The sequence below is a fragment of the Brevibacterium album DSM 18261 genome (genome assembly GCF_000426445.1).
GTDB classification, from domain to species: domain Bacteria; phylum Actinomycetota; class Actinomycetes; order Actinomycetales; family Brevibacteriaceae; genus Brevibacterium; species Brevibacterium album.
Genome location: NZ_AUFJ01000009.1, coordinates 108,860 through 134,658, shown reverse-complemented (window position 1 = coordinate 134,658; position 25,799 = coordinate 108,860). Strand labels below are relative to the sequence as shown.

Here is a 25,799-nt window from a genome sequence, read left to right as displayed (position 1 = left end):
CCGCAGCCGGAGGGGTCCTCTCCTCGCCGCGCGAGCGCTCGCGCGGCGAGGGAACGGCCCCTGAACCGGCATCCGGGGCAGAAACGGAGGAGACACGGTGGCCATCATCGGCGTGGGTGTCGACATCGCGGACGTGCCGCGCTTCGCCGAGCACATCGAGCGCGTCCCGGAGCTGCTGGACCGGCTGCTGACGCCGGCCGAACAGCTGCGGAAGAACGGCAGGCGGCGCTCCGCGGAATCGCTGGCCGCGCGCTTCTCCGCGAAAGAGGCGCTGGTCAAGGCCCTGCAGCTGCCGCAGATCATCCCCTGGCACGAGGCCGAGGTGGTCTCCGCGTTCTCCGGGGCCCCCAGCTTCCGGCTCACCGGCTGGGTGCTCGAGCACTTCCGGAAGAAGGGCGGCGAGCGCGTGCACCTGTCCATCACGCACGACGGCGGTCGCACCGTCACCTTCGTGGTCGTGGAGGGCAGCGTCGAGGCCGCCGCCGCGCTCATCCCGCCGGTGGACCAGCCCGCACCGCTGCTGCCGGGCTCGCCCGAGGCGCTGGCCGAGCTGGCGGCCTTCCGCGAGCGGGCGCGCGCCTCCCGGGAGGCGCGCCGAGCCGAACGCGAGGCCGCCCGGCGCGAGGACTGAGCACCCGCCTCGACTGAACACGCACCTGAGCCGAGCGCCCAGCGGATTCGAGCACCTGTCTCGTCCTCTGGGAGGCTTCTACGGTGTGGGCACCCTGCGCGGTGCCCACACCGTCAAAACCTCCCGCACGCCGTGCGCGATCGGAATTTCCGCCTCCCGGCACCCGTTTCCCCTGGAAGCGCAATGCGAGAGGGAGTGATCACGGTGAAGGCAGTCCGGTACGAGGAGTTCGGCGGGCCCGAGGTGCTGCGGGTCATGGAGGTGGACGCGCCGCGACCGCGGGCCGGCGAGGTGCGGATCGCCGTCCGCGCAGCGGCAGTGAACCCGGTCGACTGGAAGATGCGCAGCGGCGCGTTCGGTTCTGGGCGGCTGCCGGCAGGCACCGGGATGGACGCCGCCGGGATCGTCGACCAGGTGGGCGAGGGCGTGGACGACATCGCGGTGGGCGAGGCGGTCTTCGGTTCGAGCGCGCCGGGTGCCATCGCCGAGTATGCAGTGCTCAGGGAGTGGGCGCGCAAGCCGGAATCCCTCTCCTTCGAGGAGGCCGCGGGCTTCGTCATGACCAGCGAGACGGCGCGCCGTGCGCTGAATCTGCTGCCCGCTCGTGCCGGGGAGACGCTGGTGGTCAACGGCGCCTCGGGCGGGGTGGGCCTGGCGGCCGTGCAGTTCGCGCTGGCAGACGGACTGACCGTCATCGGCACGGCGAGCGAGGCCAACCACGAGTTCCTGCGCGGGCTGGGCGTCATCCCGGTGGTCTACGGCGACGGTCTCGTCGAGCGGGTGCGCAGCGCTGCGCCGGACGGCGTCGACGGAGCCGTCGATATCGCCGGCTCCGGGGCGCTGCCCCAGCTCATCGAGCTGACCGGGCGGACGGACAGGGTGATCACCATCGCCGATCCGGCAGCGGACCAGTACGGCGTCCGGATGACCTCCGGCAAGGAGGGGCACGCGCCGGAGGCTCGGGCCGAGGCTGCCGCGCTCTTCGAGCAGGGCAGGTTCACCATGCCCGTGGCGCGGATCTTCTCGATGGACGAGGTCGCTGAGGCCCATGCCGCCAGCGAACGCGGACACGTGCGGGGAAAGTACATCGTGCAGGTCGCCTCGTGAGGATCGGCGCGGGGCCGGCGCAGGGTGAACGCGATGCCGGATGAGGCCCTCCGCATTCCCGTGCTGCTCGACTGCGACACCGGCATCGACGATGCGCTCGCCCTGACCTATCTGGCCTGCCGCGATGACGTCGAGCTCGCCGGCATCGTCTCGACCGCGGGGAATGCGGAAGTCGCTCATGTCACCGCCAACAACCTCGGGCTCACGGAGCTGCTCGCCGGACTGCTGGGCCCTGGGACTCCCGTGGCGCGCGGCAGCGAGGCGCCGCTGGGCGGAGAGCTGATGACGGCCGCTGACACCCACGGCCCCACGGGGATGGGCCACGCGATCCTGCCGGAGCCCGCACGGGCCGCGGACGTGCGCTCCGGGGCCCAGCTCTGGGTCGACGCTGCGCGGGCGCATCCCGGCCGGCTCGTGGGCTTCGTCATCGGCCCGCACACCAATCTCGCGCTCGCCCTCGAGATCGAGCCTCGGCTGCCGCGGCTGCTCAAGCGGCTGCACATCATGGGCGGTGCGATCAACCACCGCGGCAATACCGCTCCCACCACGGAGTGGAACATCGCGGTGGACCCTGAGGCCGCCCACCGGGTCCTGGCCGCGTTCGCACAGGCACCGATCAGGCCCGTGCTCGGTGCGCTCGAGGCGACCGAGGCGGTGCGCTTCACCCAGGGGACGCTCGAGGCACTGCAGGCGATCTCCGCCCATCCCATCGTTCCGGTGCTGACCGATGCACTGCGCTGGTACTTCGAGTTCCACGAGGCGGACGGCTTCGGGTGGATGGCGCACGTACACGACCCGCTGGTCGTCGCGCAGGCCTTCGAACCGCGGCTCGCCTCGGCGGTGCCTCTCGCCGTCGACGTGGAGCTGACCGGCGCCCTCACACGGGGTGAGACCGTGGGCGACTGGCTGGGACGCTGGAACAGGGAGCCGAACGTCGAGGTGATGCGCGAGGTCGACGCGGACGGCTTCGTCGCGCATCTGCTGGAGGTGCTGCGCCGGGGCCTCAGGAGGGATCCCTAGACTGGCCGGATGAGCGCAGAGCCGATCGCAGAAGCATCAGATCTCACTGTGGTCAGCGACGGCACCACCCTGCTCGCGCCCATCTCTCTGGCAGTGCACCGTGGTGAGGTGGTCGCCCTGCGCGGACCGAACGGCGCGGGCAAGACCACTCTGCTGCGGTGCCTGACGGGGGAGCTGAAGCCCACCTCGGGCAGGGTGTCCGTGGCCGGGCGCACCCCGGACGAGCGTCACATGAGCTCTCCTCCGGCCAGCGACAGCTCGCGGACCTCGCCGTCGTCCTGTCGCGGCCGAGGGACTGAGCGCTCACCCCGTCCCCTGGGAGGTTTTGACGCTCCGGCTACCCTGCAGGGTGCCCGCACCGTCAAAACCTCCCAGAAGTCGCGTGAGTGAGGACCGCTCACACCAGCATGCTGATCCTCAGCGCGTCGAGGACGGCCGCATGGATGTTGCGGCTCGTGACGGCGTCGCCCACCCGGTAGAGCTCGTATCCGCCGTCTTCGGCCGAGCTCGCTGCACCCGAGGCCGAGCTCGCTGCGTCCGAGGAGGCACCCGCTCCCAGCATCGAGCCCTCCTGCTCCCGCCGGTGGGACAGCGGATCCAGCAGCGCGGCCTGCGGCATCTCGCCGTGGTTGCGGGAGCCGGCCAGCAGCTCGCGGTAGAGCTCGTCCTCGGGCACCGTCCCGTGGTCGATGACGACGGCGTCGAAGTCCAGCCGCTCCTCCGTGCCCGCGTACTCGTGGCGCAGGACGGCGGTGAGGGCCGCACCGCCCTCCTCGAGGCCCACGAGCCGCTCCATCAGCCGCACCCGCACACCGTGCTCGCCGAAGAGCGTGAGGTACGCCGGTGAGTTCATCCCTCCCACGTCGATGCCCACGGTGCGCTCGGGGGAGCAGTAGGTGACCTGCGCACCCGCCCGCACCATGCGCTCCACCGCGTCGAGGGCGGGATACGATCCGTGGTCGTCGTACACGAGCACCCGGCCGGTCGGCGGGGTCTCCGTCATGACGTCCCACACGTCGAGTGCGCGCTCGGAGCCTGTGCACACCGCGGTGTCCGGGAGCCCGCCGGTGGCGACGATGACGGCATCGGGTTCCAGCGCCAGGACGTCCTCGGCCTCGGCGTAGGTGTCGAAGCGGAACTCGGCCCCATGCTTGAGGGCCTGCTGCATGCGCCAGTCGACGATGCCGATGAGGTCCCGCCGGCGCTCGGAGCGCGCGGCGATGGCGACCTGGCCGCCGGGTGCGGAGTTCGCCTCGAGCACCGTCACCTCATGGCCGCGCGCCGCACACGCACGTGCGGCCTCCAGGCCGGCGGCCCCCGCGCCCACCACGACGACCCGCCGCCGGAGCTCCCTGGGAGCCGCGGGAACCTCGTGCGGCAGCGTGAGTTCGCGGCCCGTCGCGGCATTGTGCACGCACTGCGCGGCTCCGGAGACGTAGATCGCGTCGAGGCAGGCGTTGGCGCCCACGCACGGGCGGATGTCGTCCTCCCGGTCCTCAGCGAGCTTGTTCGCCAGGTGGGGGTCGGCCAGCTGCGGGCGGGTCATGCCCACGAGGTCGACGAGGCCGTGCTCGAGCGCGTGGCGTGCGGTCGCGGCGTCCGTGATCCTCCCCGCGTGCATGAGCGGCAGGCCCGTCGCCGCCCGCACCCGTCCGCACAGGTCGAGGAACGGCGCCGAGGGCGTGCCCATGCCCGGGATCGAGTGCGCGAGCGCGGCGTCCGTGCCGATCGTGCCCGCCGTGAGCGAGAGGAACCGGATCCCGTGCGAGGCGTAGACCTGCGCGATCTCGATGGCCGCGGCCTCGTCGATGCCGTCGGGACGCTGCTCGTCCATGCTCATCCGGATGCCGATGACGAAGTCCGGCCCCACGGCCTCGCGCACCGCGTCGATGACCCTGAGCGGGAAGCGGAGCCGGTTCTCGAGCGAGCCCCCGTACTCGTCCTCGCGGTGGTTGATCCAGGGGGAGACGAAGGAGTCGAGCAGGTGGCCCCAGTGCTGGAGCTCCAGTCCTGCGAGGCCGGCGTCCCGCACGCGCCGGGCCGCGGCCGCGTAGTCGGCCGCGATCCGGTCCAGGTCGAAGCCCTCGGCCTCCTTGGCGAACGAGCGGTGCGCGGGCTCGCGATAGCGGCTGGGCGCGATGAGGGGGAGGCCGTCATCGGTGAAGTTCGTGGTGCGCGCGCCCAGATGGGTCACCTGGATCATGACCGGCACGCCCTCGGCGCGGCACTCGTCGGCGAGTTTCGCCAGCCACGGCACGACGGCGTCCGTGCTCAGGTCGATGTTGCCGAAGGAGCCGGGGGAGTCGGCGGAGACCACAGCGGAGCCGCCGATCATCGTCATGCCGAGCCCCCCGCGCGCCTTCTCGACGTGGTAGGCGCGGTAGCGGTCGCCCGGCATGCCGTCCTCGGCGTAGGAGGGCTCGTGCGAGGTGGAGATGAGCCGGTTGCGCAGCGGGATGCCGGCGAACGTGGTGGGCTGGAGTATCGGATCGTGCTTCATCGCGCGGTCTGCCCTTCCGGACTGCGCTCGCCGAGGCGGTGGCGGGTGACCGCGTGGCCGGCTGCCGAGCCGGTGGTGCGGCCACCGCGGCACATCCTCTGCCGCCGGTGCTCCGCAGTGCCCGTGAGGAGCATCCGCCGGGGCGAGCGGGACTGTATCTGCTTATCCGGGTAGTCGGTAATCGATTACCTCGATGGGCATGAGTATAGTGAAGCGCATCACGGGTTCGTCAACAGTCTCGTGCGAAGCTGTGCGGGGACCGGAGGAAGGCGGTGGATGCGATGCCGGGTGCGGTGCGCGACCCTGATCTGCGCACGCGCGCGCTCGCGGAGATCCGGCGGGCGATCGTCGTGGGCGACCTCACCGAGGACCGCATCTACTCCGCGGCCGCGCTCGCCAAGCAGCTCGGCATGTCGCTGAGCCCCGTGCGCGAGGCGATGATGTTCCTCGTCGCGGAGGGCACCGTCACCGCAGTCCCCAACCGCGGGTTCCGTCTCACCCCCATCACGGCGGACGATCTCGAGGAGATCATCCGCATCCGGCTCCTGCTCTCCGCCGAGGCCGTGCGGGTGCTGTGCGCCTCGGCCTCGGCCGCGGATCTGGAGGAGCTCGCCGCGCTCGCCGTCCGAGCCGAGGAGGCCGCGGCAGCCGCGGACAAGGCGGGCTTCTTCGAGGCCGACCGGCGCTTCCACGAGCGACTCCTCGCCCTCGGCCTGGGGCAGCGGGCGGCGAGCATCAGCCTGCGCCTGCGCGATCAGAGCAGGCTCACGGCGGTGGGGGAGAAGTCCGCGCTCGTGGACGCCGAGAGCGCCGCTCAGCTCACGTCCCTCGTCGCGCTCATCCGCGACGGCGAGGCCGCGGCCGCCGAGGCGCTCGTCGGGGACAACCTCTACTACTTCCGCAAGCGCGAACCGGAGGCCGCGGCCGAGGCTCCGGGGGCCGCCGAGCCCGCAGCTTCCGCAGCCGGGGCCCACGGATAGGCGGGCTGCCCGTGCTCACACTCACCGCCGGACAGCAGCGGATGCTGGAGGGAGCCCACGGGCCGGGCACCGCCATGGCGATGCGCATGGTCGTGGGCCTGGCCGAGGTCAAAGGGGCGCGGCGGCTCGTCGAGATCACCCACGCGCACATCGACTCGTGCCTCTACCACGGGGAATCCGGCATCGCCTATGCGCAGCGGCTCAGGGACCTCGGGGCCGCCTGCGTCGTGCCGACCACCACGAACGTCGGCGCGGTCGACCTCCTGCACCGCGAGTTCCGCCCACGCAGCGAGACCGTCGCCGCCGGGGGCGCACGCCTCATGGAGGTGTACGCACAGCTGGACGTCCGGCGGACCTGGACCTGCGCCCCCTACCATCTGCCCGGACGACCGGGGTTCGGGGAGCACATCGCGTGGGCGGAGTCCAATGCGATCGTGTTCGCCAACTCCGTGCTCGGTGCGCGCACGGACAGGTACGGCGACTTCCTCGACATCTGCGCGGCGGTGACGGGGCTGGCCCCGTACGCGGGCCTGCACCTGGACGAGAACCGGGTGCCGACCCTGCGCCTCGACTGCTCCCGGCTCACGGAGAGCGGCGCCCATGTGCTCCCGCTGCTGGGTCACCTCGCGGGCACGCATGCGGGGACGGGGGTGCCGCTCATCAGCGGGCTCGCGGACTCTCCTGAGGAGGAGGGGCTCAAGGCGCTGGGCGCGGCCGCGGCCTCGGCGGGAGGGGTCGCGCTGTTCCACGTCGAAGGGGCCACACCCGAGGCCGAGATCGCCGCCCGCGGTGCCGCCGAGGCCCGGGTCCCCACCATCGTCGTCCGCGATGCCGATCTCGCCCGCACCCGCGGGGAGCTCAGCGGGCTGCCGGGCGGCAGCCGCATCGACGCCGTCAGCCTCGGCACTCCGCACGCTTCGGTGGCGGAGCTGCGCGCGCTCGCCCGGCTCCTGTCCGAGGACGGGAGCGGCCAGCCTGAGGCGGCGGCCCGCGGAGACCGTGTCCGGGGAAGCCGGGCTCAGGCGGAGGGCGGAGGCGACCGGGCGGCGGAGCCCGAGGCCGAGCCCGGAACCGCAACTGCGCCGAGGACGCTGCGCCTGCAGGTGCCGATCTGGATCAACACGGGCAGAGACTCGCTCGCCCGCCTGAGGGGCGAACATCCGGCCGCGCACGCGGTCCTGGAGGCTGCGGGCGTGCGGATCGTGACCGACACGTGCAACTACCTCCATCCGCTCATGGATCCGCACGTGCGCGCCGTGATGACGAACTCGGTGAAGTGGGCGCACTATGCGCCGGGGAACATCGGGGTCCGGGTGGCCTTCGGCTCGCTGGCCGAATGCGTGCGGGCAGCGGCGGTTGGGCGCGTGCCGTGAGCGGCGCCGACGAGTGTGAGGTGCACCGGGTCGGGGGTCCGGACGTGCGCGCGGTGGTGGAGTGCGGGGCTGGGCGGCTCGGTGCCGAGGGCACTGCGGAGACGGAGCTGCAGCCGGTGAGAGTGCCTGCGCGGGTGCTCGTCCCCGGAGTGCTCCACGGGCCCGTCGAGGGCGCGCCGCTGCGGATCGCGCCGGTGTCCTTCTGGGGCGGCGTGGATGCCGACGGCCGCATCGCCGATGTCCACCATCCGCAGCACGGTGCGTCCACTGCGGACAGGATCCTGGTCCTCGAGAGTTCGAAGGGCTCGTCCTCGGGGTCGAGCGTCCTGGCCGAGCTCATCATGACCGGACGCGCCCCCGCGGCGATCATCGTGGCCGAGCCGGATGCGATCATCGCCGCCGGCTGCCTCGCCGCGGCGGAGCTGCTCGCCGGCGCGGAGCCGGTGGAAGGCGCAGGGCGGAGAGGTGCCGCGGAGCCGATGGAAGGCGGCTCCCCGGCAGGATCCGAGGCCGGAACGGCACCCTCACCTGCGGTGCCGCCGCTCCTTCAGGTGAGCCTGCCGGACTTGCAGCGGCTAGGAGGAGCGGGGCGCATCCGCGTGAGCACAGCACCCCCTGCGCTCACCGTGGTGCGTGAGATGTGAAGCATCGGTTACAGTAATGTCCAAGTGATCTCGCAGACAACAGTCAGCGAAGATCTGTGCCCACCGACAACGGGAGCAGGACTGTGACCATGAGACGACGGAGCCTCACGACCGCCGGGACCGCCATGACTGCGGCAGCCCTTCTTGTGCTCAGCGCGTGCGGCGGGAGCGATGACGCCGCCGGCGGAGACGCTGGGGAGGTGGGCGGCCAGGACGCGGAGTTCATCACCGTCGCGACGGGCGGCTCCTCCGGGGTCTACTACCAGATCGGGGCGACGCTCTCGGATCTGCTCGCGGACGAGCTGGGCTCCGACACCTCCGTGCAGGCGACGGGCGCCTCGGCGGAGAACATCAATCTCATCACGGACGGCAATGCGGAGCTGGCCTTCACCATGGGCGATGCGACGGTGCAGGCACTCGAAGGGACCGGCCCCTTCGAGGGCGAGCCGCGCGAGGGGCTCATGGCCATCGGCACGCTCTACCCCAACACCGTGCAGCTCATCGCCACCGAGGCCTCCGGCATCGAGTCCGTCGAGGACCTCGCCGGCCGCAACGTGGCGGTGGGGGACGTGGGCTCCGGCGTCGAGCTCAACGCGCAGATGGTGCTGGGCGCCTACGACATGGACTACGAGGACATCAGCGCCGACTACCTCGACTACGCGGAGGCCACGGACCAGATGGCGAACGGGCACATCGAGGCCCTCTTCGCCACCTCCGGCCTGCCCAACCCCTCGCTCACGGAGCTCGCCACCAGCACGGACTTCGTCACGGTGCCGATCGACGGCGAGGGGCGCGACAATCTGCTGAGCGAGTACGAGTTCTTCCAGGAGGCCACCATCCCGGCCGGCACCTACCAGGACGAAGAGGACGTGGAGACCGTGAGCGTCACCAACCACCTGCTCGCCAGCTCGGAGCTGAGCGAGGAGGCGGTCCAGGAGATCACGGCGGCGATCTTCGGCAACCTGGATCGCGTGCACGCCTCGCACTCGGAGGCGGAGAACATCACCCTCGACACCGTCACGGACGGCCTCGTGGTGCCGCTGCACCCGGGAGCGGCCGCGTACTTCCAGGAACAGGGCATCGACCTCTCGGGTGTGCCCGGCGCGGACGAGGCGGGTGCCGGCGGCGCGGACGAAGGCGACGCAGACGGGCAGTGACAGCGGCCCCGGGGCCGCGCATCGCGGTCCGGCGACCGTCTCCCGGCGGCTGCTGCTCCGCGGAGGAGCCGCGGCCGCCGGTGCGCTGGTCGCCGGGACGGCGGCGGGTCTGGTCGGCTGCTCCTCCGGTCCCGCGCTCGTCTGCCGCCATCAGCGCACGGGCGAGGAGTACGCGCGCCTCCCGCTGGAGGCCGGCAGTCGGATCACCCATTCCTGGGTGCATTCGATCGAGCGCTCCCGCTGGACGGACACCTTCGAGTACGACGGGGAGTCCCTGCGGCTGGTCGCGACGAAGTTCAAGGAGTACGGCGCGGGCATGCCCCTGGATGAGGGGACCGTGCGCCTCGAGGACGGCTGGGTCTCAATCGAGGACATCGACCGCGAGTTCGAGGCCGTCCGCTGGATCCACTCGCATCGTGTCGACTACCGGATCGGCATCGACGGGGACGAGGACCTCCTCGATCCGCTCGCCCTGCCGGACCGCGAACCACTGGAGCTGAGGCCGTTATGACCGATGAGAAGAAGAGGACCGCGGCACAGGCTGCCGAAGGCACCGAGCGCGAGGCCGCTCGGGGCACCGGAACCGAGGTCGCGGACGCTCCCATCACCCTGGAGCCCACCGACGAGGCGACCCGCCGCGAACAGGAGCGGGAGGCCGCCGAGGCCGCCGCCAAGTACGATTCCGAGTCCCGCACCCGCACCACCGAGTGGCGGCCCCTGGCGCTCCTCATCAGCGGTGTCGCGATCTTCACCGCGCTCTACCATCTCTACACCGCGTACTTCGGGACGCCTCCCACCCTCATCCACCGCTCGATCCACGTGAGCCTCATCCTGTTCCTCACCTTCATGCTCTACCCGCCGGCGCGGCGGGCCAGGGCGGCCTGGTGGCGGATCCCGGACGGGGTGCTCGCGGTCCTGTCGCTCGTGCCGACGGCCTACCTCTGGCAGAACTACGAGCAGGTGGTCCTCCAGGCCGGGAGGTTCACCACCGCGGATGTCGTCGTGGCGACGCTCCTGGTGGTGCTCGTGCTCGAGGCCGCGCGCCGCGTGACGGGCTGGGCGCTGCCGATCCTCGCCCTGCTCTTCATCGCCTTCGGTCTGTTCGGGCGGGACATGCCCGGCCTGCTGCGGCACCGCGGGTACGACTGGGACACCCTCGCGTACCAGTTCATGGCGACGACGGAGGGCATCTTCGGCACCGCCGTGGGAGTGTCCTCGACCTACATCTTCCTCTTCATCCTGTTCGGCGCATTCCTGGCGAAATCGGGGATGAGCCAGATGTTCAACGATCTGGCGCTCGCCATCGCCGGGCAGTCCCGCGGAGGCCCCGCGAAGGTCGCCACGCTCGCCTCGGGCTTCATGGGCTCGATCAACGGCTCTGCGATCGCCAATGTGGTCTCCACCGGCGCCTTCACGATCCCGCTCATGAAGAAGGTCGGCTACACGCGGACGTTCGCCGGAGCCGTGGAGTCGACGGCCTCCGTGGGCGGCCAGATCCTGCCGCCCATCATGGGTGCGGCGGCCTTCATCATGGCCGAGACGATCGGCGTGCCCTACACGACGGTGGCGCTCGCGGCGATCGTCCCGGCGCTGCTGTACTACATCAGCCTCATCGCGCAGATCCACCTCCGGGCCACGCGAATGGGGCTCAAGGGCATCTCCCGGGACAGCCTGCCGGCCGTGCGGGACGTCCTCAAGGAACGCGGTCACCTGCTCCTCCCACTCGCGTTCCTGCTCTACATGCTGTTCTTCTCCGGCAGGACGATCCTGTTCTCCGCGTTCCTCACGATCCTCGTCACGGTGGCCGTCGCCATGCTGCGGAAGACCACCCGTATGTCCCTGCGCCAGATCCTCGAGGCGCTGAAGGAGGGCACCACCTCGGCGCTGAGCGTGTCCATCGCCTGTGCCTCCGTGGGCGTGATCGTGGGCGTCGTGACGATCTCCGGGTTCGGCGTCACACTGGCGAGCGCGATCGTGGCGCTGTCCGGCGGCGTGCTGTTCTGGACGCTCGTGTTCACGATGCTCGCATGCCTGGTGCTGGGCATGGGCCTGCCGTCCATCCCGGCCTACATCATCACGGCGACGATGGCGGCTCCGGCGCTCACCACCCTGGGCGTCGAGCCGCTGGTGGCGCATCTGTTCGTCTTCTACTTCGGCCTCTTCGCCAACATCACTCCGCCCGTGGCGCTGGCCTCCTTCGCAGCGGCAGGCATCAGCGGCGGCAGGCCGATGGCGACGGGGATGGCCTCCCTCAAGCTCGCCTCGGCGGGCTTCGTCATCCCCTACATCTTCGTGTTCAGCCCGGACCTGCTGCTGCGGGACGTGGACGCGCTCACGGGCATCGTCGTCGTGGCGACCGCGCTCGTCGCGGTCCTGCTGCTCTCGACGGCGATCGAGGGGCACTTCATGGAGGACATGGCCTGGTACCTGCGGATCGTCATCGCCGCGGGCGCGCTGCTCCTGCTCACCCCGCACATGCTGCAGGACCTGATGGGGGCGGGACTGGTTGCCGCCGTGCTCGCCGTCCAGATGCTCAAGGCCAGGAGGAGGGGCAACCTCAGCCTCCGCGCGATCTGAGGGATGCCGTGCGGCGAGCGGTGCGGTGTCGGCGGTGCGTCACCCACACCGCCCCGCCCGCGCAGCGCGGAGTTCCCATCCCAGGCGGACACCCACTTCTCTCGCACACGCCCAGCTATTCGCACGAACAGCTGGGCGTGTGCGAGAGAAGTGGGTGTCATGCTTGCGGAGCCGCGGTGCCCCGTTCACCCGTGTCGCCTGTTCACCCGCGGTGCCCCGTTCACCCGTGTCGCCTGTTCACCCGCGGTGCCCGCGCCACCTGCGCCTGTCGCCTCACTCCGGCCGGTGCGAGCGCAGGTCCCAGTAGAGGCCGGCCATGATGCCCATCGCCTCGCGAGCCAGGGGCGCGAGCATGTGCTCATCGGGTGCGTGCTGGGCGCAGCCGGGGTGCGAATGCGGGATCCACACGGTGGGCAGGCCAAGCACCTCGGAGAATGCGGCGTTCGGGATGGTGCCGCCCAGATTGGGCACGAGTGAGGCCTCGGCACCGGTGGTGCGCCGGATCGAGTCCACCGCGAGCCGGGCCCAGGGGCTGTCGGGGCTGAGCCTCGTCGCCGCCATCCCGCCCCGGTCCTCGACGGCCACGTGCCCCAGCCCGTGGGCTGCGAGGTGCGCGCGCACGGCCGGGACGATCGCCTCGGGCGCCGCTGAGCCCACCACATAGCGGAACTGGAGGTCCGCATGGGCGGCGCCGGGGATCGCGCCCACCGGGCTGAGCGGATCGCCGCAGAGGAAGTCGAGGATCTCCAGCGTGTTCCATGCGAAGAGGCGCTCGGCAGGAGAGAGGCCGGGCTCGCCCCAGCTCTCCGTGAGCGCGGGATCTCCGGGATCGGTGCCGACCTCCAGCCTCGCGCAGGCCCGGCGCACCGGCTCGTCGATGCCGGTGGGCCGGAGCGCCTCGACGAGGATGCGTCCGCGGGAGTCCACGAGGGAGGCGAGCGCGGAGGCGAGGATCGCGCCCGCGTTCGAGAGCACGCCGCCCCAGTTGCCGGAGTGGTGGGACCGTTCGCGTTCGTCCACGCGCAGGCGCAGGAGGGTGGTCCCGCGCGAGCCGAGGAACACGGTGGGGGCCGAGGAGGAGATGCGGGGGCCGTCCGAGGCGATGAAGACGTCCGCGGCCAGCTCCTCCCGGTGGGCGGCGCAGAAGGCGTCGAGGCCGGGGGAACCAGCTTCCTCGCCGGACTCGATGAGGACCTTCACGCTGTAGCCGAGGCTCCCGCCGGTGGCCCGGAGCACTTCCTCGAGGGCGGCGAGGTTGATGGTGTGCTGGCCCTTGTTGTCCGCGGAGCCGCGCCCGTACCAGCGGTCCTCGCGCTCCGTGAGCGTCCACGGGTCCAGACCCGGACTCCATTTCCCGGACTGCGGGGGCTGGACATCGGCGTGGCCGTACATGAGCACGGTGAAAGGGGCCTCCGCCTCGATCCGCTCCGCGATGAGGAAGGGGTGGCGCGGCGATTCGGGGTTCTCGTGCCGCTGCCAGCGGAAGCCCATCCGGGCGAGGGCCGGGCCCAGCTCGCCGTCGAGGTAGTCCACTGTCGCCGAGGCCGCCTCGGGGTCCGTGCTCACGGTGCGGTGGGAGATGCGACGGCTGAGCTCGGCGAACAGCTCGCCGCAGTCCGCCCGCGCGTGCGCGGCGGCGATGACCGAGGCGCGGCTGGGCGTCTGCGAGGCGGTCTCCTCGGCACCTGTGGCCTCGGGCGCGGGGTTTCCGCTGGTGGGCTCGGTGCCGGAGGTCGGGTGATCCGGATGCGCGGTGCTCATATGCGAGGCCTTTCGGGGAGAGGGGCAGAAGCAGGGCGGAGGACGCTGCGGACGCATGCGCCGCGGCGTTCCGCTCCCGCACCGTGCGGGAGCGGAACGCCGCCGGACTCAGTCGAGGCGGAAGCCCACACCGGGGCCGATCGGCAGTCCGAGCCAGTAGAACACGAGGAAGAGGCCCGTCTGCACCGTGAACACGCCGATCGCATAGGGCAGCGTGGCGGAGATGACATTGCCGAGCCCCTGCTTCGGATCCCACTGCCGCATGAAGCCGAGGATGACGATCATGTACGGCATGAGCGGAGTGACCATCGAGGTGGAGGAGTCCCCGATCCGGTAGGCCATCTGCACGGCCGCCGGATGGAAGCCCAGCTGCATGAACATGGGCACGAAGATGGGTGCGAGGATCGCCCACAGCCCTGTGCCGCTCGTGATCAGCAGGGTGATGACGGCGGAGATGACGATGACGCCCACGAGCACCCCCACCCCGGTCGCGCCGATGTCGACGAGCAGCTCGGCCCCGTTGACGGAGACCCAGAGACCGATGTTGGACCAGTTGAAATAGGCGCTGAACTGAGCGATGAAGAAGATCACGACGAGGAAGAAGCGCATACCGCCGATCGCCTCGGCGAAGTACTCGGCCACCTGCCTGCCGGAGGTGATCGTGCGTGAGGCGAATCCGTACGCGAGGGCGGAGAGCGCGAAGAACAGCAGCAGGATCGGCACGACGCCGGACAGCAGGGGAGAGGGAACGAGCCCGCCGTCCTCGTTCTGCAGCGGCGAGCCGGGGACGAGCGCGGCGGTGGCGACGACCGCGATGAACAGGCCGGCGGTGAGGCCTGCGGCGAGGAGGCCGCGCCGTTCCGGGGAGGTGAGCGGTTCCGCGGTCTCCGTGTGCTCGCCGGTGTACTCGCCGAACCGGGGTTCGACGATCCAGCGCGTGATCGAGCCGCCCACGAGGGTGCAGCCGAGGGCCGCGACGACCATGAAGAAGTAGTTGTCGACCGCGGTGACGACGGGCCCGTCACCCAGGATCGCGACGGCCTCGTTCGTGATGCCTGCGAGCATCGGCTCCATCGAGGTGATGAGGAAGCCGGAGCCGTAGCCGCTGGAGGAGCCGGCGAAGGCGGAGACGATGCCCACCATCGGATTGCGGCCCAGGGTGCGGTAGATGATGGCCGCGAGCGGGGGCATGATGAGGAAGGCGGCATCGGCGGCGATGGTGGCGGCGTTGGCGACGAAGAACACGGCATAGGGCAGCAGCCAGGCGGGGATGCCCAGCATGACGGCGCGGATGAGCGCCTGCAGGAGCCCGGTCCGGTCCGCCAGCCCGATCCCCAGCATGATCGTGAGCACCGTGCCGACCGGGGCGAAGCCCACGAAGTTCGACACCGTGTTCTCCAGGACGAAGACCAGGCCGTCGCCGCTGAGCAGGCTCTGGACGAAGACCTCCTCGCCGCTGTCCGGGTGGACGACGGAGACGTCTGCGGCTGCGAGGGCGGCGGAGACGGCCGCGATGATGACGATGAGCCACAGGAAGATGATCATGGGCTCGGGCAGTCGGTTGCCGAGCCATTCCACCGAATTGAGGAACCGGCCCCCGGCTCGTCGTTGTGCTGGGGTCACAGGTCTGCTCATGGGAGTCTCCGGGAGAGGGGAATGCCGAGGTCGCGCTCCGCTCCGCGTGCCCTTGTGGAGCCCGGGGAGGGAAGGGGCGGAGAACCCGCTGCTGCGGGGCCGTCCCGTCTGTGCCGCAGGACGGGTTCGACGTCTCGCAGCGGTGCGGTGGGGACCAATCTACTGAGGGCGAGGCCTCGGCGGGGGCTGCGGGCACGGCCGTCTGCGCAATCCTGCGTTGCTGTAGAGTCAACGCAGAACTGCGTGTCGGAGGGTGAGATGAGCGGAAGCCGGGATGACGCCCTGCTGCCGTCGGAGCTTCTCTACTTCCGGGAGGTGGCTGCCGCGGACTCCGTGAGCGAGGCGGCGCGCAGGCTGCACGTGAATGCCTCGGCGGTCAGCCGGCAGATCGCCAAGCTCGAGCGCAGCCTGGGCGTGCAGCTGTTCGTCCGGCGGAGCAGGGGAGTGCACCTCACCACGCACGGCTACCGGCTGCTCACGCACGTGCGCCGGGCGGGCGTCGAGGCGCGGGAGCTGTTCGCGGACCTGTCGCGGGAGACGGATGTGGTGCGCAGGCTCGCGGTGGCGTGTTCGGACGGCTTCGCGGGGCCGGTGGTCGCGCCGGCAGCGGCGGAGCTGAGCGCGCGGCACCCCGGTGTGCGCATCGACGTCACGGTCGCCTCCAGTGAGGAGGTGACCCGGGCCGTGCGCGAGGAGCGCGCAGATGTGGGCGCCTGCTTCGTCACCGGGCTCGCTCCGGGTGTGAGGGTCGAACACGTGCGCCGGGTTCCGATGTACGCCGTGGTGGCCGCGGGTGCCGGGGGTGCGCGGGCCGAGGGCGGGCGGGCCGAGAGCACGGGCGATTCGGACGAGAGCGCAGGCGAGCCGGCCGGGGACGCGCTCACGCTGGACGAGGCGCTCGCCCGGCCCTATGCCCTCCTGCTGGGGCAGAGCTCGCAGCGGGAGCTGCTGGCCCGCGCAGCACGGGAGCGGGGGGTCGAGCTGGATCCGGTGTTCGAGTGCGAGAGCAGTGCCGCGCTGCTCGATTTCGCGCGGGCCGGCGGCGGACTCGTGTTCCTCTCCCCGCTGGGTGCGGGCCTGCGGCGTGACCCGGAGCTGCGCCTCCTCCGCATCGCAGACGCGGAGCTGGGACTGCGGACCGCTCAGATCCAGACGCCGACGGGCAGCCAGCCCGATGCGCTGCAGTCGGAGCTCCTCAGCCTCATGGTGGACCAGCTGCACGGCGGCCCCGAGGTGGCGCGTACTCCGCGGGGCGCCCCTGCTGGAGCCGCTCTCAGGCCTCGTCGCCGGCGGTGATGGCCTGTGCCTCGGCCTCGGCACCCATGTGCGGGCGCGCGAGGCGACCGAGGGTTCCCCTGCCGATCACCAGTACGAGGATCGCGATCAGCACGGCTCCCGCCCCGAACCAGTACGGTCCGGCGGTGCCCAGCCATGCCGCGATTCCGCCGGAGACCGCTGGCGCCACGGCCCCTCCCAGGAAGCGCACCGCGGAGTAGGTGGAGGAGGCGACCTGGCGGGGGAGGTCGGTGGCCTCCATGACGGCCTCGGTGAGGGCGGTGTTGAGCACTCCCAGGAAGAAGCCCGCCACGATGATCGTCGAGGTCAGGCCGGCGACGGAGTGGGCGAAGACGCCCAGGGCCAGGAGGCAGGCCGCCAGCAGGCCGAGCATCGTGAACAGCGTGGGCAGCAGTCCCAGCCTCCGGGTGAGCAGCGGGGCGACGAAGACCGAGGAGATCGCGAGCATCACGCCCCAGCCGAAGAACACCAGGCCGAGCTCATGCGCTCCGAAAGCCCCGCCCTGTGCCGCGGCTGCCGCCTCGAGCGGATAGGGGGAGTAGGCCAGCAGGGTGAAGAAGCCGTAGTTGTACGCGAGTGCCGCGATGCCGAACGTCAGCAGCGCCGGATTGCCCAGGGCGCGCAGGCCGGCGGTGAGGCCGACGGGCGCGGGGCGGTCCATGCCGGGGCGGAGCATCGCGAGGATCGCGATGAGCCCCACGGCCATGAGCGCTGCGGTGCCGAAGAACGGTGCTCGCCAGGACACGCTGCCCAGGGCCCCGCCCAGCAGGGGGCCCACCGCCATGCCCACGCCGATCGCCGCCTCGTAGAGGATGATCGCAGAGGCGCTGCCGCCGCTCGCCGCTCCCACGATCGCCGCGAGCGCCGTGGAGATGAAGAGCGCGTTGCCCAGTCCCCAGCCGGCGCGGAACCCGATGATCTGATCGACCGTGCCGGAGGTGCCCGCCAGCGCCGCGAAGGCCACGACGAGCACGAGGCCGATGACGAGTGTGGTCCGCACGCCCAGCCGGGACGCGATGAAGCCGGTGAAGAACATCGCGAGCGAGGTGATGAGCAGGTAGCTGGTGAACAGCAGCATGGTCTGGCTCGGGCTCGCGTCGAGGTCGTGGCTGATCGCGGGGAGGATCGGATCGACCAGTCCGATTCCCATGAACGAGACCGCACAGGCGAAGGCGATGGCCCACACCGCTGCCGGCTGGCGGAGGAGGGCGCTGCCTCCCGTCCCGCTGCCGGGCTGCCCGGTGTCCGTCCTGCTGCCTGTGCCGTCTGTCTCGGTGTTCGTCGGTGCTGTCATCCGCGGGTCGGAGCTCCTCGTGTCGTGGTGTCTGTGCAGAGGTGTCTCTGCGTGGTCGTCTCTGCGCCCGGCCCCTGCGGCGGTGTCGTTCGCGCGGGGCGCCCGTGACGCCTCGGTGTGCGGGCGGTGCGCTTCCGCCCGCGGCGCGCCCTCAGGTGTCGCGCAGCTGCGCCGAGAGCTGTTCGAGCAGCTCGGCGGCGCGGGTGAGGGCGGCACGGTCGGCGCTCGGAAGCGCCTCGATGAGCGGAGTCACATTGGCCGCCGTGCGGTGCCGGAAGGCCCACAGCTCAGCCAGGCCGGCCTCGGTGACGGTGACGATCGCGGCGCGCGCATCGCGAGGGTCTGCGGTTCTGGTGACCAGTCCCGCCCGCTCCAGGCCGTTGACGACCCCGGTCATGGACGGCTGGGCGATGCCCTCCCGCCGGGCGAGTTCGCCCACGCGCAGTCCGCCGTCCCGCTCGAGGCTGGACAGGGTGCGCATCGCGACGAGCGAATAGCCGCGCGTCACTCCGCGCGAGGCGGACCGGGCGAAGCCGCTGCCGTCCACGATCAGACGCGCTGCCAGCCGCTGCGCGGGTGTGTCCGCCGAGGCGCCCGTCTCGTCCTCCCCGCCGGGGTCTGCTGCATCCGCTCCGTCTCGCACGGACAGCACGGTAGACCTGCATAGGGTACCTATGCAAATCGGGGAGGTGGCAGCCATTCGCGTCCTTGCACGCCGGCCTCCACCACCGGGCTCACTCATCTAGCCTTGGGTCCATGACGAGCGAGCAGACCGGCGGCGTGACGACCGTCCATCCCACGACCCTCAGCGCGTTCCCCGCAGGCACGGAAGCGGACGGCGCGAAGGAGGAGGGCGGTCCCCGCCTTCCCGCCCACGCGGATGCCGATGCCCTGGTGCCGCGCCTGCAGGAGCTGCGCCGCGCCATCCACCGCGAGGCCGAGGTGGGCCTCGAGCTCCCGGCGACGCAGCGCAAGGTCCTCGACGCGCTCACCGGTCTCGAACTGGAGATCGCGACGGGCGAGCGGCTCGGCAGCGTCGTGGCGGTGCTGCGCGGCGGACGCCGGACAGAATCGCACCAGGCGGTGCTGCTGCGCGCCGATATGGACGCCCTGCCCGTCGCGGAGGCCACCGGCTTCGACTTCGCCTCGCCGCTCGGCACCATGCACGCGTGCGGCCACGACCTCCACGTCGCCGGGCTCGTCGGTGCCGCGCACCTGCTCCACGGCGTGCGCGCGCACCTGGCCGGGGACGTCGTCTTCATGTTCCAGCCGGGCGAGGAGGGCTATGACGGCGCGGGGAAGATGCTTGACGAGGGCGTGCTCGATGCGGCGGGCGTGCCGGTCGTGGGCGCCTACGGCGTGCACGTCTCCGCCGATCAGCCCCTCGGGCACGCCTACACCCGCGAGGGCTCCTATATGGCCGCCTTCTCCGCGATGGATGTGACGGTGCGCGGCCGCGGCGGGCACGCCTCGCGCCCGGAGGACGCGCTCGACCCCATCGAGGCGGGGGCGGCGCTCATCGGGCAGCTGCAGGAGTACCTCTCGCGCGCCTTCAACGCCTTCGACCCCGTGGTGCTCACGGTGGGCAGCTTCCACGGCGGCACCGCCACGAACGTCATCCCCGACGCCGCGCAGCTGTCGATCAGCGTGCGCACCTTCTCCCCTGAGGTCACGGCGCGGTGTGCCGAGGAGCTGCCCCGGTTCGCCGAGCGGTTCCTGGGCGCGCACGGCCTGGGCGCGGACATCGCCTTCGAGACCCGGCTGCCGGCCACCGTCAACGACCACGCCGAGGCGCGGTTCTTCCTCGAGACCTTCGGCGAGCTGTTCGGCGAGGACCGGGCGCACGCCGTCCCGCATCCGCGTGCCGGCTCCGAGGACTTCTCCCGGGTGCTGGCGCGGGTGCAGGGTGCGTACGGGCACCTCGGCGCGGCCCTGCCGGGTACGGACCCGGCCGCCCAGGAGGTCAACCACTCGCCGCGCGCCCGGCACTCGGACGAGGGGCTGGGTGCGAACGCGCTGTTCCTCGCGCACCTCGCCGCACGCCGGCTGGAGCGCGCGGCGGCGCAGGCGGAGCTCGGCTGAGGGTGTGCGCGCGTCCGGGGGTGGCCGGGGGCCGTGCGCACGCTCGCGGAGGTCCCATGGGCGAGGTGAGCCCCGCGAACGGGGCGCCTCCCGTTCGCGGTGAGAGAGTCGGAGAGGAGCGTCTGAGATGACAGTGCCGGCATACACGGCCGAGGCGATCCGGGCCGCCGAGCGCCCGCTGCTGGACGCCGGGCGCGGAGAGCGTCTCATGCGCACGGCTGCGGCGGGACTCGCGGCCGTGTGCCGGCGCGTGCTCGTGCACGGACGTGCCGAGGTGGGCGGGTCGCATCCGGTTCGGCGTCATGTGGCGCCCGAGGGTGGGACGGGATGTGAGACCGCGGCCGAAGCGGCGGGCGGTGCTGTAGCGGGGGCCTCGCGTGGTGCCGTTGCAGAGGCGCCGCGCGGTGCTGTGGCGGGGACAGCGCGCGGTGCTGTGACGGGTGCGAGGGTGGCGGTGCTCGCCGGTCCCGGCAACAACGGCGGCGATGCGCTCTACGCCGCGGCGAACCTCGCCTCCCGCGGTGCGCACGTGACGATCCTCGCGCCCCTGGGCCGCCTGCATCCCGAGGCGGTCCGCGCCGCCCGCAGCGCCGGTGCGGTCTTCGCCGAGGCCGGTGCTGACCCGGTGGGCGACCCCGCTGCGAGCATGGGCCCGGATCACCACGGGCCCTCGCGGATCCTCGCCGAGGCCGATCTCGTCATCGACGGCCTCTTCGGCACCGGTGCCCGGCTGCCCCTGCGTGAGCCGCTGTCGGAGCTCATCCGGGACTGGCAAACGCAGCGCAGGGCACGGGAGAGCGCGTGGGTGCGCTCGCAGACCGTCGTCGCCGTCGACATGCCCACCGGAGTCGATGCGACCACCGGCGCACACGGCGAGGTCCATGTGCGCGCGGATGTGACGGTGACCTTCGGCGGCTGCAAGGCGGGGCAGTTCCTTCCCGGCGGCGCGGAGGCCTGCGGGGCGGTGATCCTCGTGGACATCGGGCTGGACCTGGAGGCTTCCGAGCCGCTGCTCTGGGCGTACTCGAATGCGGACCTCGCCGGCGCAGACGTCGGGTGCACCGGCCTCGGCGGCACGGGCTCCGGTGACGCGGACGGCTGCACCGGCCTCGGCGGCTGGCCTCTGCCCGGTCGGCGCGACCACAAGTACACCCGCGGTGTGCTGGGGGTGATCGCGGGGTCCGCACGGTATCCGGGCGCGGGTGTGCTCACCGCGACGGCAGCCGTGGCGGCGGGCGTGGGGATGCTGCGGGTGCAGGGCGCGAAGGCGGTGCAGGAGGCCGTGGTTGCCGCGGCGCCCGAGGCGGTCACCGCTCCCGGACGCGTGCAGGCCTGGGTCATGGGTCCGGGGGCGCCGGAGCCGCAGGACATGATGGAGTTCCTCATGGAGGCGGTGGGCGCGGGCACCCCGCTCGTCCTCGACGCGGGCGCGCTCGCAGTCGTGCCCGCTCTCGTCCGGGCTGCGCACGGTGCGAGTCCGCTGCCGGGCGGGTCCGTCCTCACGCCGCACGCCGGTGAGCTCGCGGAGCTGCTGAGGGCGCTGCCGGAGGGAGACCTCGGAGCGCGCGGAGACGCCGGCTCCGAGCAGGCGGAGCAGGTGGCCGCCCCCAGCCGCGCCGACATCGAGTCCGATCCTGCCCGCTGGGTCCGCGAAGCCGCTCGCCGCACCGGTGCCGTCGTCCTGCTCAAGGGCCCCCGCACGCTCATCGCGACTCCGGACGGCGCACTCCGAGCTCCCGCGCCGGGACCCGCACTGCTGGCGACGGCGGGCAGCGGAGACGTCCTCGCCGGCCTCATAGGTGCGGCGCTCACAGCGGGCCGTCCCGCCGAGGCCGCCGACCCCCATGCGCGTGCCGCCCACCTCGCCGCCCTCGCCGTCCTCCTGCACAACCGGGCGGGGCGTGCGGCCACACATGCCTCGGGCCAGGTGAGGGCGGTGGAGGACGAGGTCGTGCGCCTGGCGCACGGGACAGCCGCGCGCTGATGTGTCTGCTGCCCGCCCGCGTATGTGGGAACTGCGCTGTCATCGACGGCGGAGCGCAGAATGCACATACGCGGCGGTGAGCACGCTCAGCTCCAGCGGCCGTGCGCGTAGAATCCCAGCGGGCGCGTCCGGCAGCGGTTCCCGATGATTGCGCCGGTGCCATGCCAGCCGGCCGGCACCTCCGACCCGCCCCGTCAAGCAGCATCCCACCCTCAAGGAGCCCGACGCATGAGCGCACACGCCCCCTCCGTCCTCCGCGCGCTCATCGACGCGGACGCGCTGACGGAGAACGTGCGGGCGCTGCGCGCGCGGGTCGGCGACCGCACGCTCATGTGCGTGGTCAAGGCCGACGCCTACGGTCACGGGATCGCGCACACCGTCCCGGCGCTGCTGCGCGGCGGGGTGCGCGACCTCGGCGTCGCCACTCTGGCCGAGGCGCTTGCGCTGCGCGAGCTGCTCGACTCCCTCCCCGCCGCAGACAGCGACCCGGTCGGGCCTGCCCTCCCGGCCGAACCCGCTGCGCCCGCCGTCTCGCCTGCACCTGCCGTCACGGTCGCGAGTTCTGCAGCGAGCGCCGCCGCCGAGGACGTCCGCGTCCTGTTCTGGCTCCACGACGCGCAGACGGACCTCGCCCCGGCTCTCCGCGCCCGTCTCGAGGTGGGCTGCTCCACCGCCGAGGCCGTCCACCGCGCCCTCGCCGCCGCCGCTCGCACGGGCCTCACCGCGCGCATCCACCTCAAGGTCGACACGGGCCTCGGCCGCGGAGGCCTCACCCGCACCCAGCTCGATGCGCTGCTCACCGAACTGGGTGCGCTCACCAGCACGGAGGCCTCGCTGCTGAGGATCGCCGGCCTCATGACCCACCTCGCCAATGCGGATGTGCCCGGCGACGCCGAGACCGTCGCCCAGGTGACGTCCTTCCGCGAGGCGGAGGCGCAGGTGAAGGCCTTTCTCGACTCCGTGGGGGGCGCGCTGGGGGAGGCGGACGAGCTGGAGACCCATCTGGCGAACTCGCCGGGGGCGCTCGGCGGGGAGGACATCGGCGGCACGATGGTGCGCGTGGGGCTGTCCACGTACGGGCTGAGCCCCTTCGAGGGTCGGACCGGCACGGAGCTGGGCCTGCGCCCGGCCATGTCGCTCACCTCCCGCGTGCTCACGGTCAAGGACGTGCCCGCCGGCCACGGCGCCTCCTACGGGCTCACGTACAGGGCGCGGGAGGCGACGCGCTTCGCGCTCGTGGCGGGCGGGTACGCGGACGGCATCCCGCGGGGCGCCTCGGGCCGGGCCCAGGTGACGATCCGCGGCCGGCGGCTGCCCGTCGTGGGGCGGATCGCGATGGACCAGATGGTCGTGGACGCGGGCTCCGCGCCGGTGGAGACGGGCGATGAGGTGATCGTCATGGGCGATGGGAGCACGGGCCCCAGCGCCGAGGAGTGGGGTGAGTGGTCGGGCAGCATCAACTACGAGATCGTCGCCCGGATCGGGCCGCGCGTGGACCGGGTGCCGGTGGGCGGCGAAGACTGCGCGGCTGAGGGCGAGATGCGCGCCGGGACGAAGGGAGACGGCGATGACCGCTGAGGGCATCAGGCTCTCGCCGACCGACCGCGAGGCCATGGCGGAGTTCGCCGCGCGGCTGGCCGGTGTGCTGCGGGCCGGTGACGTCCTCCTGCTCACGGGGAACCTCGGGGCGGGCAAGACGACGTTCACCCAGTTCCTCGGCAGAGCGCTGGACGTGCGCGGCCGGGTCTCCTCGCCCACCTTCACGATCGCCCGCGAGCACCCTGCTCGAAGTGCCGGTCCCGGCCTCGTGCACGTCGACGCCTACCGTCTCTCCGGTGCGGACGAGTTCGAGGACCTGGGGCTGGAGTCCTCGCTCGAGGACTCGGTGACGGTGGTCGAATGGGGCCGCGGCATGGCCGAGGCGCTGGGCGACCATCTCGACATCGAGATCCTGCGCACGGGTGCCCTCGGCGAGGCCGACGCCCGGGTGGCGGGGGAGGCCGCTGAGGCAGGGGCCGCACACCTCGCGGAGGCGGGAGAGCACGACGAGGCGGGCGACGCCCCGGAGGACGAGGCGCTGGAAGACGAGACCCCTGAGGACGAAAGCCGGACCGTCATCATCCGTGCATTCGGTCCCACCTGGGAGGACCGGCTGCCCCAGCTGCGCGCTCTCGGCGGGGCGAACGGGACGTCAGACCCCCACGGCGCTGCAGGCGATGCCCGGGAGCCGAGTCCGGCGCACGCAACCTCCGCCCAAGGGGCGCCTGCACAGGAGGGAGCCGTGCGGGACGGCCCGAGGCGAGAGGATCCCGAACAGGAGGCACCCACACACCGGGGCTCTGCACAGCCGGAGGCCCGAGCGGAAGGAGAGCGGCGATGATCGTGCTGGCGATCGACACCTCGGCGGCGGCGACCGCGGCCCTCGTGAGCGGCGAGAGGCTGGTGGCCGAGCGGACGGAGTTCTCCGCGCGCAGGCACGTCGAGTTCATCGGCCCGGTGATCCGCGAGCTGCTGGAGGCCGGACCGCGGCCGGAGGCGGTGGTCGTGGGCATCGGTCCGGGCCCCTTCACGGGCCTGCGGGCGGGGATAGCTGCGGGGACGGGTGCGGCCATCGGTCTGGGTGTGCCGCTGCACGGCGTGGTCAGCCATGATGCGCTTGCGCTGCGCGGCCTGTCCACGGCAGCCGGGAGCTCGGTGCGGCCGCTCACGGTGGTCGCGACGGATGCGCGGCGCAGGGAGGTGTACGCGAGTGCCTATTCGGGCCTCGACGAGGCCGGCCTGCCGGTGCGCACCGCCGGTCCGGGAGTGCTCGCACCCGCGGCGCTCGCCGAGGAGCTGCGGGAGAGAGGGGCCTCGTCCGAGGTGCGGCGGCTGGGCCGCGGCTTCGCGCTCTGGCCCGATGCGCTCGGGGCGCCCGATGCGGACGAGCTCGCCGCGCTCGAGCCCACCGCGGAGTGGCTGGGCCGATACGCGCACCGGGCGCTGGGCGCCGGGCGCGCGCTGCCGGGTGCCGAGCCGCTCTACCTTCGCGATCCCGACGCCAAGCCAGCCGAGCGTCGCACGACCCTGCTGGCATGAGCGTCCCGGGGCAGAACGCGCCGGCCGGCGCGGGTGGGGGAGCCGGGCAGGCTGAGCCCGGTGCGGCTGATGCATCTGCGGTCGCCCCGGTGCTCCTGCGCCGCATGCGGTGGTGGGACGTGGAGGCGGTCGCGGAGCTCGACGCCGCACTGTTCGGCCGCGACGCCTGGTCGCCGGGATTCTTCTGGTCGCAGCTTGCGGCTCCGGGGGCGAGCCTGATGCTGGCAGTGGGCGGGGAGTCCCCTGCGGCACGGGACTGCCAGCTCGTCACCTCACCAGATCCCGTCACGCCTGCAGGCCTTCACATGCCCGCGGAGGCCCTGCTCGGGTTCGTCGGCGTGAGCGTCTCGGGCCCGCAGGCAGACATCATGACGATCGGCACGGCACCCTGGGCGCAGGGGAGGGGCATCGGTCGGCGCCTGCTGGAGCACGCCTCGGCGCATGCCCGGGAGCGCGGTGCGGAGGCGCTGTACCTGGACGTGGCCGAGGGCAATGCCGCGGCGCTGGGCCTGTACCGTTCGGCGGGGTTCGAGGAGATCGGACGGCGCGCCGGCTACTACGCCGAGGCGGACGCGATCCTCATGCGCGCCTTCCTCTGAGTGCTCCCGCTGAGCAGCCGCCCCACTCGGGCGCGCCCACCCGCACCCACTCGCATCCCTGGCAGCCGCACCCCTCAGCCG

General features: G+C 72.3%; 22 protein-coding genes. 17 read left to right on the top strand and 5 right to left on the bottom strand.

The window, feature by feature from the left end:
* Nucleotides 1-97: 97 nt before the first annotated feature.
* The 4 genes from K318_RS0100720 (at nucleotide 98) to K318_RS25685 (ending at nucleotide 3,148) form a co-directional block, all read left to right on the top strand.
* Nucleotides 98-631 carry a holo-ACP synthase gene (locus tag K318_RS0100720; RefSeq protein WP_029088045.1) on the top strand — a complete coding sequence of 178 codons (534 nt, stop codon included), beginning with the start codon at nucleotides 98-100 and terminating at the stop codon, nucleotides 629-631.
* 204 nt (nucleotides 632-835) lie between these two features.
* Entirely contained in the window at nucleotides 836-1,738 is a 903-nt protein-coding gene (locus tag K318_RS0100715) for an NADP-dependent oxidoreductase (protein ID WP_029088044.1), read from the top strand.
* Between the two features lie 33 nt (nucleotides 1,739-1,771).
* Nucleotides 1,772-2,758, top strand: coding sequence for a nucleoside hydrolase (locus K318_RS0100710; protein WP_029088043.1), 987 nt, complete (start codon nucleotides 1,772-1,774; stop codon nucleotides 2,756-2,758).
* A gap of 9 nt (nucleotides 2,759-2,767) precedes the next feature.
* Nucleotides 2,768-3,148, top strand: coding sequence for an ATP-binding cassette domain-containing protein (locus K318_RS25685; RefSeq protein ID WP_084499461.1), 381 nt, complete (start codon nucleotides 2,768-2,770; stop codon nucleotides 3,146-3,148).
* 7 nt (nucleotides 3,149-3,155) lie between these two features.
* On the opposite strand, the gene K318_RS0100705 is transcribed toward K318_RS25685, so the two are convergent.
* Nucleotides 3,156-5,258: an oxidoreductase gene (locus tag K318_RS0100705; RefSeq protein ID WP_029088042.1), complete on the bottom strand. Its 2,103-nt coding sequence runs from the start codon at nucleotides 5,256-5,258 to the stop codon at nucleotides 3,156-3,158.
* A 281-nt stretch (nucleotides 5,259-5,539) separates the two neighbouring features.
* Here K318_RS0100705 and K318_RS18380 point away from each other — a divergent pair, with 281 nt between their 5' ends.
* The 6 genes from K318_RS18380 to K318_RS0100675 all read left to right on the top strand — a co-directional run bounded on the left by K318_RS18380 (nucleotide 5,540) and on the right by K318_RS0100675 (nucleotide 11,989).
* Complete coding sequence (locus K318_RS18380) at nucleotides 5,540-6,238, top strand: GntR family transcriptional regulator (protein ID WP_084499615.1); 699 nt, start codon at nucleotides 5,540-5,542, stop codon at nucleotides 6,236-6,238.
* 11 nt (nucleotides 6,239-6,249) lie between these two features.
* Complete coding sequence (locus K318_RS0100695) at nucleotides 6,250-7,611, top strand: aconitase X catalytic domain-containing protein (protein WP_035280133.1); 1,362 nt, start codon at nucleotides 6,250-6,252, stop codon at nucleotides 7,609-7,611.
* Nucleotides 7,612-7,727: 116 nt separating this feature from the next.
* A complete protein-coding gene (locus tag K318_RS23260) occupies nucleotides 7,728-8,255 on the top strand; it encodes an aconitase X swivel domain-containing protein (RefSeq protein ID WP_169721426.1) in 528 nt (175 codons plus the stop codon).
* An 89-nt stretch (nucleotides 8,256-8,344) separates the two neighbouring features.
* Nucleotides 8,345-9,412 (top strand): TAXI family TRAP transporter solute-binding subunit, encoded by a 1,068-nt coding sequence (locus tag K318_RS18370; protein ID WP_084499460.1) that lies wholly within the window; start codon nucleotides 8,345-8,347, stop codon nucleotides 9,410-9,412.
* The gene (locus K318_RS18365) at nucleotides 9,372-9,923 is read left to right on the top strand and encodes a DUF1850 domain-containing protein (RefSeq protein WP_035280132.1); all 552 of its coding nucleotides are present in this window, start codon (nucleotides 9,372-9,374) and stop codon (nucleotides 9,921-9,923) included. The genes K318_RS18370 and K318_RS18365 overlap by 41 nt, the downstream gene beginning before the upstream one ends.
* Nucleotides 9,920-11,989, top strand: a complete 2,070-nt coding sequence (locus K318_RS0100675) for a TRAP transporter permease (protein WP_084499458.1) — start codon at nucleotides 9,920-9,922, stop codon at nucleotides 11,987-11,989. The genes K318_RS18365 and K318_RS0100675 overlap by 4 nt, the downstream gene beginning before the upstream one ends.
* A gap of 273 nt (nucleotides 11,990-12,262) precedes the next feature.
* On the opposite strand, the gene K318_RS18360 is transcribed toward K318_RS0100675, so the two are convergent.
* Both K318_RS18360 and K318_RS0100665 read right to left on the bottom strand, forming a co-directional pair.
* On the bottom strand, nucleotides 12,263-13,750 hold the full coding sequence (locus K318_RS18360) for a M20 family metallopeptidase (RefSeq protein ID WP_084499457.1): 1,488 nt from the start codon (nucleotides 13,748-13,750) through the stop codon (nucleotides 12,263-12,265).
* Between the two features lie 108 nt (nucleotides 13,751-13,858).
* Nucleotides 13,859-15,385, bottom strand: coding sequence for an AbgT family transporter (locus K318_RS0100665; protein ID WP_084499456.1), 1,527 nt, complete (start codon nucleotides 15,383-15,385; stop codon nucleotides 13,859-13,861).
* Between the two features lie 258 nt (nucleotides 15,386-15,643).
* Here K318_RS0100665 and K318_RS23255 point away from each other — a divergent pair, with 258 nt between their 5' ends.
* Nucleotides 15,644-16,681 (top strand): LysR family transcriptional regulator, encoded by a 1,038-nt coding sequence (locus K318_RS23255; protein ID WP_051297291.1) that lies wholly within the window; start codon nucleotides 15,644-15,646, stop codon nucleotides 16,679-16,681.
* Here K318_RS23255 and K318_RS18350 read toward each other — a convergent pair.
* Both K318_RS18350 and K318_RS0100650 read right to left on the bottom strand, forming a co-directional pair.
* Nucleotides 16,659-17,975 (bottom strand): MFS transporter, encoded by a 1,317-nt coding sequence (locus K318_RS18350; RefSeq protein ID WP_084499454.1) that lies wholly within the window; start codon nucleotides 17,973-17,975, stop codon nucleotides 16,659-16,661. The two genes, K318_RS23255 and K318_RS18350, sit on opposite strands and share 23 nt — an antisense overlap.
* 151 nt (nucleotides 17,976-18,126) lie before the next feature.
* Nucleotides 18,127-18,618: a MarR family winged helix-turn-helix transcriptional regulator gene (locus K318_RS0100650; protein WP_169721425.1), complete on the bottom strand. Its 492-nt coding sequence runs from the start codon at nucleotides 18,616-18,618 to the stop codon at nucleotides 18,127-18,129.
* A 113-nt stretch (nucleotides 18,619-18,731) separates the two neighbouring features.
* On the opposite strand from K318_RS0100650, the gene K318_RS0100645 reads away from it, so the two are divergent.
* The 6 genes from K318_RS0100645 (at nucleotide 18,732) to K318_RS0100620 (ending at nucleotide 25,718) form a co-directional block, all read left to right on the top strand.
* Nucleotides 18,732-20,057: a M20 metallopeptidase family protein gene (locus K318_RS0100645; protein WP_084499452.1), complete on the top strand. Its 1,326-nt coding sequence runs from the start codon at nucleotides 18,732-18,734 to the stop codon at nucleotides 20,055-20,057.
* A 127-nt stretch (nucleotides 20,058-20,184) separates the two neighbouring features.
* A complete protein-coding gene (locus K318_RS18345; protein WP_051297290.1) occupies nucleotides 20,185-22,041 on the top strand; it encodes a bifunctional ADP-dependent NAD(P)H-hydrate dehydratase/NAD(P)H-hydrate epimerase in 1,857 nt (618 codons plus the stop codon).
* Between the two features lie 228 nt (nucleotides 22,042-22,269).
* Nucleotides 22,270-23,619, top strand: a complete 1,350-nt coding sequence (gene alr, locus K318_RS0100635; RefSeq protein WP_035280131.1) for an alanine racemase — start codon at nucleotides 22,270-22,272, stop codon at nucleotides 23,617-23,619.
* On the top strand, nucleotides 23,609-24,421 hold the full coding sequence (gene tsaE / locus K318_RS25850; RefSeq protein WP_084499451.1) for a tRNA (adenosine(37)-N6)-threonylcarbamoyltransferase complex ATPase subunit type 1 TsaE: 813 nt from the start codon (nucleotides 23,609-23,611) through the stop codon (nucleotides 24,419-24,421). The genes alr and tsaE overlap by 11 nt, the downstream gene beginning before the upstream one ends.
* Nucleotides 24,418-25,119, top strand: coding sequence for a tRNA (adenosine(37)-N6)-threonylcarbamoyltransferase complex dimerization subunit type 1 TsaB (gene tsaB, locus K318_RS0100625; RefSeq protein WP_029088035.1), 702 nt, complete (start codon nucleotides 24,418-24,420; stop codon nucleotides 25,117-25,119). Before tsaE ends, tsaB begins: the two co-directional genes overlap by 4 nt.
* On the top strand, nucleotides 25,116-25,718 hold the full coding sequence (locus K318_RS0100620) for a GNAT family N-acetyltransferase (RefSeq protein ID WP_084499450.1): 603 nt from the start codon (nucleotides 25,116-25,118) through the stop codon (nucleotides 25,716-25,718). The genes tsaB and K318_RS0100620 overlap by 4 nt, the downstream gene beginning before the upstream one ends.
* Nucleotides 25,719-25,799 lie beyond the last annotated feature (81 nt).